The 15,079-nt window shown below is 44.7% G+C and carries 13 protein-coding genes; 7 read left to right on the top strand and 6 right to left on the bottom strand.

Annotated features, from left to right (window positions below):
* Positions 1 to 250: 250 nt before the first annotated feature.
* Together K5Q92_RS19720 and mutY are read right to left on the bottom strand one after the other, a co-directional pair.
* Positions 251 to 529, bottom strand: coding sequence for an oxidative damage protection protein (locus K5Q92_RS19720; RefSeq protein ID WP_220770589.1), 279 nt, complete (start codon positions 527 to 529; stop codon positions 251 to 253).
* 2 nt (positions 530 to 531) lie between these two features.
* Entirely contained in the window at positions 532 to 1,596 is a 1,065-nt protein-coding gene (mutY, locus tag K5Q92_RS19715) for an A/G-specific adenine glycosylase (protein WP_220770588.1), read from the bottom strand.
* 291 nt (positions 1,597 to 1,887) lie between these two features.
* Between mutY and trmB the strand changes: the two genes are divergently transcribed.
* From trmB to K5Q92_RS19680, 7 genes are all read left to right on the top strand, one after another.
* Positions 1,888 to 2,601 (top strand): tRNA (guanosine(46)-N7)-methyltransferase TrmB, encoded by a 714-nt coding sequence (gene trmB / locus K5Q92_RS19710; RefSeq protein ID WP_220770587.1) that lies wholly within the window; start codon positions 1,888 to 1,890, stop codon positions 2,599 to 2,601.
* Positions 2,602 to 2,653: 52 nt separating this feature from the next.
* The gene (locus K5Q92_RS19705) at positions 2,654 to 2,980 is read left to right on the top strand and encodes a YggL family protein (protein WP_220770586.1); all 327 of its coding nucleotides are present in this window, start codon (positions 2,654 to 2,656) and stop codon (positions 2,978 to 2,980) included.
* Positions 2,980 to 3,894, top strand: coding sequence for a glutaminase B (gene glsB, locus K5Q92_RS19700; protein ID WP_220770585.1), 915 nt, complete (start codon positions 2,980 to 2,982; stop codon positions 3,892 to 3,894). Before K5Q92_RS19705 ends, glsB begins: the two co-directional genes overlap by 1 nt.
* A 213-nt stretch (positions 3,895 to 4,107) precedes the next feature.
* Positions 4,108 to 4,923, top strand: a complete 816-nt coding sequence (locus tag K5Q92_RS19695; RefSeq protein WP_220770584.1) for a YggN family protein — start codon at positions 4,108 to 4,110, stop codon at positions 4,921 to 4,923.
* Between the two features lie 315 nt (positions 4,924 to 5,238).
* Entirely contained in the window at positions 5,239 to 6,180 is a 942-nt protein-coding gene (locus tag K5Q92_RS19690; protein ID WP_202722488.1) for a LysR family transcriptional regulator, read from the top strand.
* Positions 6,181 to 6,847: 667 nt separating this feature from the next.
* Entirely contained in the window at positions 6,848 to 8,857 is a 2,010-nt protein-coding gene (locus tag K5Q92_RS19685; RefSeq protein WP_220770583.1) for a hypothetical protein, read from the top strand.
* A gap of 417 nt (positions 8,858 to 9,274) precedes the next feature.
* On the top strand, positions 9,275 to 9,571 hold the full coding sequence (locus tag K5Q92_RS19680; protein ID WP_259649645.1) for a hypothetical protein: 297 nt from the start codon (positions 9,275 to 9,277) through the stop codon (positions 9,569 to 9,571).
* Positions 9,572 to 9,740: 169 nt separating this feature from the next.
* Here K5Q92_RS19680 and K5Q92_RS19675 read toward each other — a convergent pair whose 3' ends face one another.
* The 4 genes from K5Q92_RS19675 to rdgB all read right to left on the bottom strand — a co-directional run bounded on the left by K5Q92_RS19675 (position 9,741) and on the right by rdgB (position 15,023).
* The gene (locus K5Q92_RS19675) at positions 9,741 to 10,859 is read right to left on the bottom strand and encodes a TDT family transporter (RefSeq protein ID WP_220770582.1); all 1,119 of its coding nucleotides are present in this window, start codon (positions 10,857 to 10,859) and stop codon (positions 9,741 to 9,743) included.
* Between the two features lie 404 nt (positions 10,860 to 11,263).
* Positions 11,264 to 13,132: a DUF885 family protein gene (locus K5Q92_RS19670; protein WP_220770581.1), complete on the bottom strand. Its 1,869-nt coding sequence runs from the start codon at positions 13,130 to 13,132 to the stop codon at positions 11,264 to 11,266.
* A 155-nt stretch (positions 13,133 to 13,287) separates the two neighbouring features.
* A complete protein-coding gene (gene hemW, locus K5Q92_RS19665; protein WP_220770580.1) occupies positions 13,288 to 14,424 on the bottom strand; it encodes a radical SAM family heme chaperone HemW in 1,137 nt (378 codons plus the stop codon).
* Positions 14,424 to 15,023: an RdgB/HAM1 family non-canonical purine NTP pyrophosphatase gene (gene rdgB / locus K5Q92_RS19660; RefSeq protein ID WP_220770579.1), complete on the bottom strand. Its 600-nt coding sequence runs from the start codon at positions 15,021 to 15,023 to the stop codon at positions 14,424 to 14,426. Before rdgB ends, hemW begins: the two co-directional genes overlap by 1 nt.
* Positions 15,024 to 15,079 lie beyond the last annotated feature (56 nt).

Genomic DNA, 15,079 nt, shown 5'->3' with positions numbered 1-15,079 from the left:
ATACTAGCTAAAACTCAATTAAAGCCGCCGTTATCGGCAGCTTGTTGGCCGATGAACGGCTAAAAGTTTTAATTAATGGATGAGGCGAGGTGAGAGTGTTATCTCGATTCATCGATATTATGAGCTTGTGGAGAGTTGATGGGAGCCTTACTTTTGAACTGCTTAGTACAAACTAAACAAAAAAGCGCCACCTAAATTAATTTTAGGCGACGCCTTTGTCGGTTCATATTAAAAGTTTCGAGTCTTAATCTTACTCGTCATCTTTTTGAGGCACATAACCCTCAATTTCAACTTCTTTACCTTCAAATAGAAAGTTTACCATCTGCTCTTCAAGAAACTTACGGTCATCGACATTCATCATGTTAAGTTTCTTTTCGTTGATCAACATGGTCTGCTTTGACTGCCAAAGTGCCCAGGCTTCTTTACTAATATTATCGAAAATACGCTTTCCTAATTCGCCAGGGTAGAGCTGAAAACCTAGGCCTTCTGCTTCTTTGTTTAAATACACGCAGTTTACTGTGCGAGCCATGATTACTCCTTATTTAATACAGAACCTAAGTCGGCCAAAATTCGCTCGGTAGCCGAGGCTAAACCAACTTTAGGTGGATGAGTTAAGTTATACCAGACAGTGGATGTTTGTTCCATGATCTGATTATCGCTATCTCCACTTGCACGCACGAGTACAGGCTGGACATCGAGGTGAAAGTGGCTAAAAGTATGTCTAAAACCAGTGAGCTCTTGCTCAGACACTACCTTCAGTTGTTTATCTTTAATATAGCTATCTAATTCATGGCGCTGATTGAACTGGGGAAAACACCAGAGTCCTCCCCAAATACCTGCTGGGGGACGCTTTTCTAGTTGTACTCGATGACTTTCTTCAATGACTAATAGCCAAGCTGATTTTTCAGGGATGGTTTTCTTTGGTTTTTTTCCCGGAAATTCACTCTGACGACCGCTTAACTGTGCTTTACAGTCGATGGCGACAGGGCATTGAGCACAGTTAGGTTTAGATCTAGTACATACTGTCGCTCCAATATCCATCATAGCTTGATTATATTTCTGGATATCTTTAGCCGGAGTTAGCTTTTCCGTTAATTGCCAGAGCGCCTGCTCGACAGGCTTTTTACCCGGCCAGCCTTCGATTGCGCCATGTCGCGCTAAAACACGCTTAACGTTGCCATCGAGAATAGGGAAGTTAAGTCCAAGGGATAAAGACAATACTGCCCCTGCTGTTGAGCGCCCGATCCCTGGTAATGCTAATACGTCATCGAAGTCAGTTGGAAACTCACCACTAAACTGTGACTGCATTGTTTGGGCGGCTTTATGCAGGTTTCGTGCACGAGCGTAATAACCAAGGCCTGTCCAGTAATGTAGCACTTCGTCTTGCTCGGCGCTCGCTAAAGCATCGATGTCTGGGAATCGCGCGATAAATTTTTCGAAATAGGGGATAACGGTAGCAACTTGGGTCTGCTGTAGCATGATCTCTGAAATCCACACTTTATATGGGGTTTTAGCGATTTGCCAAGGGAGCTGTTTACGACCGAATGTGTCGTACCAATTAATAATTCGTGTTGAAAAGGAAGCGGTAGTTTTCATCGGCGCAGTGTAACTTTAGCCTTGGTGATTAACAAGGCAACAATTGCGCTTTATACCCTAGTAGGCCTCTACACGATCTGCTCTGCAGCTGATATAGAGGATAAGTGCGATATTTGAGCTGAAAACCCAGTTATTTGCGGGCAAAGTGCAGCTGCAGCTCGCACAAACTGAGATTATTGGTATAATTTCGCCACAATAAGGCTTGCACTGAAGGTCTAACTTTGGATAATGCCTTTCTTTTTTTAAATAATAGCTGTCTTATGCGAGAGCAGGCTTAAAGCGAGGGCGAAAATGAGCGACGTAACAACCGCTGAATTCAATGAAGAAGGTAAATACCTTCGCAAAGTAAGAAGCTTTGTATTGAGAGAGGGGCGCCTAACTAAAGGTCAAGCTCAAGCGATGGAGCAGCAATGGCCAATTATGGGTCTAGATTATACTCCAGAACCAATCGATCTAGTCGAAGTCTTTGGTCGTGAAGCGGATACGATTTTAGAGATCGGCTTTGGCATGGGCGCATCACTCGTTGAGATGGCGAAGGCAGCACCAGAATTAAACTTTATCGGCATCGAAGTTCATAAACCAGGTGTTGGTGCTTGCTTGGCAGATGCTGCCGAAGCGGGTGTGACTAACCTACGCGTTTATCATCATGATGCGATTGAAGTACTAGAAAACAGCATCGCAGAAGGCAGCTTGGCACGTGTACAGTTGTTCTTCCCAGATCCTTGGCATAAAAAGCGTCACCATAAGCGTCGTATCGTTCAGGCACCTTTTGCTGAATTGATCCGCAGTAAGCTTAAAGTGGGCGGTGTGTTCCATCTGGCAACAGACTGGGAAAACTACAGTGAGCATATGCTAGAAGTGATGAATGCAGCGCCTGGTTATAAAAACCAGTCAGCAACTGGCGATGTGGTAGAGCGTCCAGAACATAGACCTTTGACCAAATTTGAAGCTCGCGGCCATCGTTTAGGTCACGGTGTTTGGGATCTTATGTTTGAGCGTATATAAACGCTAAATATATTCTTGTTTACTTTAAATATTGTTTTTTAGGAGAACAACCATGGCAGCAAACCGTAGTCGTCGCTTACGTAAAAAATTACGCGTAGATGAGTTCCAAGAGTTTGGGTTTGACGTTAACTGGACCTTTAATGACTCTGTAACTGAAGAGCAAATTGATGCAATTGTTGATCAATTTATCGATGAAGTTATCGAGCCTAACGCTCTAGGCTACCACGGCGGTGGACACAAAGAATGGGAAGGCATTATCGCGACTCAAGCTATCGGCAAATGTACCGAAGAAAATAGAGCTGCAGTTAAGGCATTCTTCGCTAGCCAACCTGTATCTGATCTCGAAATCGGCGAGCTTTACGATATTTGGTGGGGCTAATGCCTGAATTGGCATTACTTGAAGAGATTGTTGACAAGGTTCGGCCTCTTCTTGGACAGGGCAAGGTTGCTGATTATATCCCAGCCCTTGCTCAAGTTGATGCTAACAAGTTAGGTATTGCAGTGACAACCTCCGATGGTTTCACTATAGGGGCTGGAGATTATCTCGAGCCCTTTTCAATTCAAAGTATCTCTAAGGTGTTCAGCCTTACCTTAGCGCTCATGCTGTATGAAGAGGATGAAATTTGGTCGAGAGTTGGTAAGGAGCCTTCTGGTCACTCATTCAACTCGTTAGTACAGGTAGAATTGGAAAAAGGCGTTCCTAGAAATCCTTTCATCAACGCTGGTGCGTTAGTCATTGCCGATCTTCTGCAGAGTCGCCTTGGAGCACCTAAGCATCGTATGCTTGAGATTGTTCGTGGACTTAGCGAAAACCATCGAATAGGTTACGACAAAGTGGTTGCCGCATCTGAGTATCAGCATAGTGCTAGAAATGCCGCTATTGCTTACTTGATGAAATCCTTTGGCAACTTCAATAATGATGTCGACACCGTTTTGCACAGCTATTTTCATTATTGCTCACTGCGTATGAGTTGTGCAGACCTGTCGCGAACCATGTTTTATCTGGCTAATGCGGGCAAAAGTCTTTCTGGTAAACAGCTTATTAGCCCAGTACAGACTCGGCAACTTAATGCGCTGCTTGCGACATCTGGACTCTATGATGGAGCAGGAGAATTTGCCTACCGTGTCGGTATGCCCGGTAAGAGTGGCGTTGGCGGCGGTATTATCGCTGTGATCCCTGGTGATATGTCTGTGTGCGTTTGGTCTCCTGAGCTCGATACTAATGGTAACTCCTTAGCTGGCACGGCAGTATTAGAAGCCTTGAGTCAGACGCTAGGTCGCTCAATTTTTTAATCCTCTTACATCAACAGTCCACACCTGCTGCTTGTGAAATTTGGCCAATTGTTAGTTTAATTGGCCAAATTTATTATTAATGCGGCTAGCCACTATTCTAAGAAAACCTCGTAAATCCAAATAAAAACAATGGTTTTTTATGTTTGGCACAGTCTGTGCTTTATCTAGTCAAGATTAAAGTCATACAGACAATAGCGATAAAGGATTGATGCGATGAAAAAATTACTTACCTCAGTTGGGATCTCCGCGGTATTGCTTTCGGCAACTAGCCTACAAACCGTTGCCGCTCATAGCGATCATGACGTTCATAATGAGTGCGAAGTCGCTCTGAATTATGACGTCACGGTCGAACCGAAGAAGCTTATCGTAAGTGAGGTTGGTGACGAGAAGTATCGCATCGAGATGGACAAGCTGTTTGTAAATGGCAAACAAATTTCACTCAATAGTGAGCAGCAGGCTTTAGTTAGTCAGTACTCACAAGAGGTTTCAGCACAGGTCCCTGAAGTGATTGCACTCGTTAATGATGCCGTTGAGATGGCGTCAACGGCGGTGAGTCTCGCTCTGACTCCATTATTAGGCGATAGTGCTGGTGCCAAGATAGACGAGATGATGGCTGGGCTTGAGGAACGTATCGAAAGCGTTGCCTACCAACATGGTGATAAGTTTTACCTTGGTTCAACAGAGTCTTCTCTAGAAGATGCTTTTGGTGAAGAGTTTGAGCAAGAGATGGAAGAGCTTGTACAAAACTCCCTTGGTAGCATGATGATGAATTTAGGTGCGCAGATGATGTCAGGTGATGGCGACAGCTTCGAGCAGAAGATGGATTCGTTTTCACAGAAGATGGACTCTATCGGTGAAGAGATTGAGCTGCAGATGGAACAGCAAGCCGATGACATAGAGGCTCGTGGTGAAAAGTTATGTGAAAGATTTAAAACCTTAGTCGTGCTTGAGCAGCAGCTAAGAGACGAGATCCCTGAGTTAGCCAAATATCCCCTGGTCGAAACAGCAAATACGACTTTGCTGGAGTAAATCGATTTACCCTGTTGCTTTTAGTTGATTTGCAACGCCCCCTGCATCCCACCTTTGTGCAGGGGCTTTTCCGTTTCTAGGCCACAATAGCGGTAAACCCATCTTTTGCTTTGATTAGTCCAAACGACTTATTTGATGAGTTATGAGGATTTTTTGGTATACTTCTAAAAATAAAAGCAAAAACCATATATTGGTAAATAATTAAAACTCTACTCTAGCGTACATATATTCACTTAAGATATTGTTTTTATTGAAAACAGCATGTCTTAGCGATGGAAGTACTATTACTGTCGTAAACACCTTAAGGCGATTTACATGTTAGAACTTTTAGAACCGATCGCAATTTTTACCCATGTGGCTCGAGCGGGGAGTTTTAGCTCTGCGGCGAGAAAGTTAGGCATATCTAAGTCAAAGGTCAGCACCCAAGTTGCCGAGTTGGAGCATAAACTTGGTGTACAGCTTATTCAACGTACCACAAGAAGTCTGAGCCTAACTGAAGCCGGACAGTTGCTATACGCCCAAGGTGAAGAGCTATTAAGAGATGCCGATCAGGCGGTCGCTAGCGTTCATAACCTTAATGATGCTACCCGAGGCGTATTGAAAGTCGGGATTTCACAGTCGTTCGGCACCATGCATATCATTCCTGCTCTGCCTGAGTTCATGGCAAAGCATCCTGAGCTTGAGCTACAAGTTAGCCTATTAGATCACAAAGTCGATGTTGTCAGCGAAGGTTTAGATCTGCTACTTACCATGTCTGAGCAATTACCCTTAGGTATGGTGGCAAGGCCCTTGATGAAGTGTCAGTTCTTGTTGGCCGCCTCACCATCTTATGTTGAGAAGCATGGAGTGCCTAGCCGCCCTGAACAGCTGGTGGATCATAACTGCTTGGTATATCAAGGCGAGTGGCATGAGCACAGTGTTTGGCAGTTTAAACAAGGTGACGATTACTGTGAAATCGGCGTAACGGGTAATTTCAGAGTCGATAATGCCCCTGCACTTAAGTCTGCAGCGGTAAGCGGACTCGGCGTGGTTTATCTTGCCAGTTACTTGCTTGAAGATGAGCTTGAGAAAGGCACGCTAGTTCCCATTCTTGAAGATTGGCAACTAACCCATCACTTGCCTCTGCAGGCTGTTTACCCAAGGCGTAAACACTTAGCACCAAAGGTGAGTGCCTTTATCGACTTTATAAAGGATCATATCGGCACCCCACCATATTGGGATGAGCCACTAAAAGAGTTGTATGCAAAACGTAAGTAAAATGGGGAAACATTGTTCTAAATACTGGACAATGTAAACCTGTTCTAATATAGTAAGCTCTTATATCTATTTAATTCAGATACTTACGCTGTCCTGCCTGTTGTTTAGTCAAGCCGAATTTAGGTTTGGCTAAACTACTTTTTATCATTTCTGTTGCAGTTTGTTCTCATTTTAATACAATTGCGGGCAATTGATTCAAAAGTTCTGAGTCCTATAATGTAATCGAGAATGACCCCTCTCAATTGCGTTATACAGAGCAGCTAAAAAGCAGTTTTGTATCAATGCTGGCAGGCTTTAATAACTAAAACAATGTCAGCCTTAAAACCATCATCCTAGTTTTGGTTTACCTCGATTTTTATCGGGGTATTTTTCTTTTTGGCGTTTGCCAAAGCTCCTCATTTTTAACCTTTTCATTGGTTTGTTTTGTTTATGAAACAGCTTAAAGTCTCTCATTTTTCAACCTAGTTATCATCCACTCGTTATATCGGGGCTGCGGTTGAGACAAGTTATGGCATTTTGCTCCCTTTTCTTATTAAGTGTCGGGCAAGGTCTGTATTCAGGAGTAAAACACTTGAAAGCCGAGTCGTAATCACCTTAAGCTACGGATAAAATTGAATTATTTTCTCTATTAGCTATTAGTCGAACAATTTATTAAACATGTATAGCAATGAATAAATTTATTAAAACACTCTTTTCTCGTTCAACAGACTCTGAGCCGGAATCTAAAGTTACCTCACCATTAGCTAATCAGACGGAATACGCTTTTCAGCACCATCGTCTGTTTTATGATGGTTTTATCCAGCTACAAATAGTGAAGGGAAGTGGCTTCAATGTTGAATTACTGAGCCAGATTGAATTGCTTGATAGTGGTAACAGTGAGCTGCTTTTGGCTGAGTGGCTAGATAATGGGCGTTTTATCGCTGTGGATTCTACGGGGCAAATTTATAGCTCTGGTTTCAGCTCTGTTAGCTGTGAATTGAGTAGTTGTGAAGTGAGCGGCTCGACCAATAAGCCGAGCCTGTCGTCGATGATGTCCTTGGATCTTTATCCAACTAAGGATGCATGCTTTTACAATGGCAAGCTTTGGCTGATCGGCGCTAAACGAGGCGGGCGACGCAGCGCCGAGTCCATGTACTGTATCAACATAGCTCATGCGCTTAAGCGAGCGATGCGCTCTGGTTCGTTTGAATTGCTCTCAACGGATATCTGTTGCTTTGAAATGCCATTTAGGTTTGTTAATGGCTCTATGGTCTGCGTGGCTGACAATGAGTTTGTGTTCTACCAGCGTGAAAAGCATCGAGTGCATCAACTTGTGAGTTTTAACCCGCTAACTTCTGAAACTAAAGTTCATCCGCTTGAGGGGAAGTCTACACCAACGGAGATCTCCGTTCGTAATACCTTTTTTATGGATAACAAGCGCGGTATTGCGCTGCTCGCCAATACCGAGTCGCTTGTTTTGGCTCAGCCCTTAGAAGATGCTTCTAAATTATCTATGAAGGCTCCGAGCTTTGGCTTTGTATTGCAGTTAATCGACTTTCAGCAGAAGAAAGCGCTGTGGAGCCGCACTGTTAGAGTGCTTAGCCCATCGCAGATTTGCGCCGACTATGAGGCTGAGGATTTAGTTGAGTCATTAATGGCGATTGCTGCTGGCGATAACAGTTCAAGTCACCATGATGAGCTGCAAACCTTCATTGAGTGTTTAACATCGGCAAGTGTTAGCTCCGATGGCAAGAGCATCTGGCTCGGTTGGCAAGATGGGACGGTGCAGCAACTTTCGCTGACAGGCGATGCTATATCCCCCTTATATAAATTGATGAAAGATAGCATCAATGGCAAGCGGCGCTCAGTACAAGTCTTTGCTCATGAACCCGTTGTGATTAAAGGTCAGCTGGATAAGCAATTGATAGTGGCAGTTGGTGAGGATGAAGATGCGTGTATTTGGCAGGTAGAGTTGCTAGATAAACAGGGAGTTTCCTTTATAAAACAGGCTGAGAGTTATTACAGTACTGTTAGTGAATGTCGGAGCCAAGGAGAAAGTCAGAAGCAAAATCCAGTAAACACAGTTATTCCAGTCGTCTGTCAGTCTGCGGAGTTCAACTTGATTATGCCGACCTGGCTAATGGAATTACCGAGCTTGAATGGCCAAATCGATATTTGTCTGCAAGATGTCAATGATACTGCAGCAAAGATTGGTTCGCTTGAAAAGCTTAATGCTCTTATGCCTAAACTTAAATCCCATTACCTTAAAAGTGGCCAAACTTCGCTATTTTTCGGTTTTGTGACCCAGCTAATCGACAGCTGTTCAGTGCAAAGTGAGTACGAGCTGTTTGCCTCGGCAGCTTATGACGAAAAAGGCGCTGCGTTATTAGCAGAGGTGATTAAGCAGTTTGCTAGCTGGCCCTGTGCAGCTCAGCTTAAGGGGCATAAAGGCGCACCTGTAATGGCCGATGCGGTGCTTGCTTTGGCAGATAAGCGCCAGTATTTAGCTATTCTCGCTGAATACTTTTGTGCCATTGGCGGTCAAGAGCCTATCCATCCATTTCATGTCAACAGAACTATGCTAGTGCTCCGTGAACAACATGCTGATACACCGGAGTTAGCCGCTTTTATGGCTAAGGTACCTTGGCCGTGGAACGATGCAAGTTTTAGCGTGGCTAATGGCGGTGATTATGAGTAAATACTAGCGAGTTTAGCTCTTAAAAAAACAGCTATGGGGGCTAGGGTTAATGAGTCCCCCAGATGGAGCTCGCTCCTTATCATTAGGCAGACAGTTAGTCACATTGCCACAGAATTGATCAATTGAGTTAACCTCCTAGTGTACAACTCTACTTAAACTTTTTTTGTTACAAATACAATCAACCTTATGCGTAATAAAACCCACCTACACGCTTTCTACTTAGTGGTAACTATCTTGACACAGGGGGGAGGAACCTGCCCCTTGTGTCTATTAGTTCAGCGTTATTTAAATAAATGATTAGGGTGTGCTCTGTCTAGCGATGAATTGAGCATTGAAAGGTCGTTGAGTTCCAAACTTCTAAGAGCAATCACCCTGCTCGCAAGATCTACAGATCTTAAGGTATAGAAGGATTTAACAATGAACATTATGAATAGAAAATATTACCTACTGGTCGCTGTGTTAATCGCATTAACTAGTAGCAATCTTTACGCTAGAGGTGGAGGACAAGGTTTTGGTGGTTACAATGCCATTAGCAAGGTTGAACTTGAGGCTAGCTGGAATGGTCAGGCTGGTCCACAACATACAGCAGTAAGAGGTGTTAAGGTTCAGTGGTATGCAGATGTGTGTGGTACCGCCAATGGACATGCTACCGATGTTAAGCAGTGTATAAATGACAACGCAAAGAGCCCTAAGGCCAAAGTCGTCCGCCAATAATTAAATTAGTCCTTAATTTATTGACTTGAAAGGCTGGCTTTTAATTATTAGCTTTAGACGAACATTGGTTGTGAGAGCTCCTAGCCTTATCCAGGCCAATGTTCGGTGAGCATTACTCTACGTTAGAACCAAGCGCTCCCTGTATACTTATGGAGTTTACAAGGAGTCTTTAGTCCTGCCCCTTTTTGGAAATAACATGGGGTGTGATGGTTGGGTTTTTCATTATATTTCCGCCCTTTAACCCTTTTATCGTTCCGAACGCTGCAGTAATCCAGGCGCAAATTAAGCCTGTAAATAACATTACTGCTGCCCACTCAAAGGCGGGTAGCCCTGTATGTAATGCCAATTGTGTCGTTCCGGTAACGCATGTTCCAACTGGGAAAGTAAATGCCCACCAAGTTAGTGCAAAGGGCATTTTTCTGCGCAGCGCTCGTAATGTGAGTAAGCTTGCTAATATTGACCAGAAAAAAGCAAAACCCCAGATAGGCACGCCATAAAGAATGGACATGGTATTCATTGCTGTTGATATAGGTTCATCAACGACGAGCAGCGCTGCGCTACCTAAGGCTCCTGCGGCGGTAATAGACTGACCAAGTGGGCCTAATACTATCCATAGAGTAGGGACCCGTGCCCCTCCCGATGTCCCAGAGTGTGCTAGCCGGCTCCAGATCATCGTAATAATAATCAGTGCGCTGAGTAAACTAACGCCAAACATGGCATAACAGGCGTAAAGAAGAGTCTGTTGCAGGGCGATACTTTCCATATGGGGAATTAGCATAGCGCCAATGGCCGCTGAGACCATAGGTGGGACAACTGGCATAAGCCAGCCACCAAAAGCGGCATCTTCACGAACTTGGTGATGGGTAAAGAGTCGATATGGGATCACAATGGCGGTAATAAGTCCTAGGAGTGTGCCCGCTATCCATAACACCCACGCTAGGGTGAGTGCAGTCTCATTAGTCATCACTTGTGAGCCGTACAAGATCGTGCCCCCACCCACAGTAAGCATTGCCATTGGCGGCGCACCAAAAAATTGAGACATCACGGGATCGTTAAATTGGCGCTTTATAATATGCGGTCTGACTATTGTCTGAACTGTTTTAATCACTAGCATAAGGGTTAACATCAAGGATGCGATTAGCCAGATAATGAGTCCAGCATCTGTTAAGTATTTGCCAAACATGGGGAGACCAATGGCGGCGTTAGCTATGATGCCTGTGCCCATAACAGAGGCAAACCAGTTAGGACCTATCTCTGTACTGAGTTCGGTGGAAGTCGTTTCAGACATACGTTTTCCTTACCACTTAATATTTCAACTCGTATTATAACTTTAGCCATTAAAACTAAGTTGTTTCTGATGATAATACCAATCGTACTAAATATTTGATTGGTATAAGCACAATTTAGAGGTTGATGATGCCAAAGAGTTTGAAGTCTATCGATAAGCATAGCTTGCTAATAAATAGGGCTGCATACCTATCTATTTAGTTGGCTGGAGCATATCAGGATTGGTTTTCCTAAAAGTTGAATCTGTTTTTCCTTAAACGATAACGAGTGGATAGGTGTAGGAACGCTTACTCTAGGAGCGCTTACTCTAGGAGCGCATTGTGGCTGCGCCTAATCATGAAAAAAAATCGGCCACATTAGCAGTGACCGATTTATTGGTTTCATTGAGGTTAGACTCGGGCTGGCTTAGCTACTTTGCTCAATCCAAAGATCGATTTCGCTTTCTAGTACGTCTAACGGTACAGGGCCATTCTTTAACACTATGGTATGGAAGTCACGAATATCGAACTTATCGCCCAAGGCTTGCTGAGCCTTATCTCTAAGAGCCAGTAACTTTATCATCCCTACCTTATAGGCGGTGGCTTGTGATGGCATCACGATATGACGCTCTACCATTTTCACTGCATCCGACTTGGCATTTGGAGTATTCGACACATAGTATTCGATGGACTCTTCACGGGTCCATTTCTTAGCATGAATGCCAGTATCGACCACTAGTCGACATGCACGCCAAAGCTCCATAGCTAGTCGGCCAAAGTCTGAGTAGGGGTCTGAATACATGCCCATCTCTTTTGGGAAGTATTCGCTGTATAGGCCCCAGCCCTCGATATAGGCGGTATAGCCACCAAATTTTCGAAACTTAGGTACGCTCTCCAGTTCTTGAGCGATTGCTATCTGCATATGGTGACCCGGCGTACCTTCATGGTAGGCCAGTGCTTCCATCTGATATTTAGGCATCGCCTTCATGTCATAAAGATTGGCGTAGTAAGTACCAGGGCGGCTTCCATCGGGTGACGGGTTATTGTAAAACGCCTTACCGGCAGATTTTTCTCTAAAGGCCTCTACCTGCTTAACGATCATTGGTGCCTTTGGCTTTATCTTAAACACCTCATCGAGTCTGCTGCTCATGGTGTCGATTAGCGCGGTGGCCTCGGCGAGATAGGCTTGGCGGCCCTCATCATCGTTGGCGTAGTAGAACTGATCGTCTTCACGCATAAACTTAAAGAATTGCTGCAGCGTTCCCTCATAGTTAACTTTCTTCATGATGTCACGCATTTCGCTATGAATACGTGCCACCTCAGACAGACCCAGCTGATGAATATCGTTGGCCGTCATATCGGTTGTGGTCGTGCGCGCCAGTGCGTTGTTGTAGTACGTGTCGCCTTGTGGGAACTTCCACGCGCCATCACGGGTATCGGCCTTAGTTTCAAGCTGAGTCATGTAGGCAATTAGCTTGTCGTAAGCCGGCTTTACATCGTTAACTAGCGCAGTTTTAGCGTCACGCAATAGGCTTTCTTTGTCACTATTGCTGATTTCAAGGCTTGATACTTTACGCTTAAAGTCGGCCCAGAGAGCACTGTCTTGTGGCTTATCGCCATTATCAGAGTTAGCCGTGAAAGGCACACCGGTAATGATATTCCGGCTATCGGTGATCACGTATGGGAAGACAAACTTAGGCGCGATAATGCCCTTAGTTTCACGTACTTCTAGGGCGTCTTGTAGCTGTGACAAACGCTTAGGTACGCCTTGCAAGCGGCTAATGTAGGCTTTGGCATCATCGATGCTGCCAATCTGGTGCTGATTAATCAGGAACGAGGCGATCTGCGAGTGGCCGCCATACATCTGGTTGACGGGGTAGCTATGGTGACGCCATTTATCATCTTTAATACCTTGCTCAAGTCTTTGAGTGAGTAGCTGGTAGCTGAGTAAAGTTTGGTCTGTGAGTTTGCTGGCATCGATCTGTTTTAGCTGAGCGAGATGCTTCTTGGTGCGTGCAAGGGCGGCATCGTCTGCATCGTCTCCCATCTCATCCCACTTGTCATAATCGGTTTTAATCCCGAGATGAGTTTGAGAGATAGGACTGGCCATTACATTTTCCATGAAAATGCTTTCGAACAGGGCGTTAGCTTTTTCTGATTCACTCTCAGCCTTGTGAGCGATGGGCTCACTTGGGCTTAGAAAAGGTGTAGAGGTGGGGGCGGCAATAGTAGGGTTAACACTTAGCCCAATGGATAGCGAAAGGGCGATAAGGCTCATTTTTGTTTTTATGGGCATTTTTAGGCTTCCTTAGAATTATGTTGGTTATCCTAAAGAAGCCGTCGCTCAATTTTTAGTTTTAAGTGTTAGAAAATATTTCTGAATTGCCAATAATTAAAGTTTTAACTAATTTATTCAAAGTCTTATCTATTTTGGTCGAGTACAGATGTTCATTATAGAAACTGTGACAGCAACTCATTGACGAACATGTGACCTTTGCTAGTGAGCTGCCAGTGCTCATCAGATTCGGTCATCAAGCCTTTAGCGCAGGCTTGTTTGATGCCATCGCTAATCGTATCTCTTGGCAACCCGGTACGCTGCTCGAACTCAAGCTTAGGGATAGGGCTCATCAAGCGTAAGCGGTTCATCAGATACTCTAGCGGCCTGTCTTCCTCTGCCACTTCAGAGGTTTCGTAGCTGTAGTTATCAGCTGCTAAATAGCCTTTCGGATGCTTTATCTTTACCGTGCGGACAATCTTGTTGTCGCTTAGCATGGTGATTTTTCCGTGGGCGCCACAGCCAATGCCGAGGTAGTCGCCAAACTGCCAGTAGTTAAGATTGTGCCTGCACTGGTAGCCTTCCTTAGCATACGCTGAGATCTCGTACTGCTGATAGCCCAGCTCGGCTAAACGCTTTTGTCCCTGCTCATAGATCTGCCACAAGTTCTCATCATCGGGTAGTTGTGGCGGTTTAGAGTGGTACAGGGTATTAGGCTCAATCGTTAGCTGGTACCAAGATAGATGTGGCGGTGCCAGCTCGGCAGCGGTTTCAATATCGGCAAGGGCTTCATCAAAGCTCTGGCTTGGAAGGCCATGCATCAAGTCTAAGTTAAAGCTTTGATAGCCGGAATCTTTGGCTTTCTTAGCGGCGATTTTAGCTTCATCTTCATTATGGATGCGCCCTAACAGATTGAGCTTATCGGTAGAGAAGCTCTGCACTCCGATTGAAAGGCGAGTGACCCCTGCCTTGCAATAGGCCTCAAAATCGTCATGTTCTAGGGTGCCAGGGTTGGCTTCCATGGTGACTTCGATATTGTTACTAAAGGGGATGAGTTTATCCACCTCTGTCAATAAACGGCCAATTTGCTTAGCATCAAATAGAGAAGGGGTGCCGCCACCGATAAAAATTGTGTGTAAACGTCTGCCTTGCACATATGCAAGATCTTGTTTGAGATCGTTAATCAGTGCATCGACATATTCTGTTTGGGGCAGATCACCATGTTGTCCATGGGAGTTGAAGTCACAATAGGGGCACTTCTGTACGCACCAAGGAATATGAATATAGAGACTTAACGGTGGCAGAGTTAGCATCAGTTAAAGATACCTTGTTGCTTCATGGCTTCGATGAGCAATACTAGCGCCTTACCACGATGGCTTAACTTATTCTTCTCGTCGCTGCTTAGCTCAGCGGCTGCGCATTCATGTTCTGCTGGGATAAAGATAGGATCGTAGCCATGGCCGTTTTCACCCTGTGGAGCAAAACCTATGCTGCCTTCCCATGATGCTTGGCAGATTATTGGTGTTGGATCTTTAGCATGACGCATATAAACCAGTACACACTGAAAACGTGCATTACGCTCAGTTTGGCCTTCGAGTGCAGTTAAAAGCTTAGTGTAGTTTTGTTCATCTTTAGCGCCTTCGCCGGCATAGCGCGCCGAGTAAATACCTGGGGCACCTTGGAGAAAGTCTACTTCTAGACCCGAATCATCGGCGATAGCAGCATGGCCAGTAATTTCGGCGGCATGTCTTGCCTTGATGATGGCATTTTCAACAAAGGTGGTACCCGTCTCTGCTACTTCTGATACGTTGAATTGGCTTTGAGCTAAGATCTCAACGCCGTAATCGGCCATCAATTCTGAAAATTCTTTGAGTTTACCTTTATTGCCGCTAGCTAGGACGATTTGATTCATGGGACGCCTGTGGATGAGTCAGAAAATAATGGCGGCAATAATAGCCGAGATAAGTG

The organism is Shewanella sp. MBTL60-007, assembly GCF_019654915.1.
Classification (GTDB): domain Bacteria; phylum Pseudomonadota; class Gammaproteobacteria; order Enterobacterales; family Shewanellaceae; genus Shewanella.
This window is presented reverse-complemented; position numbering and strand designations above follow the sequence as displayed.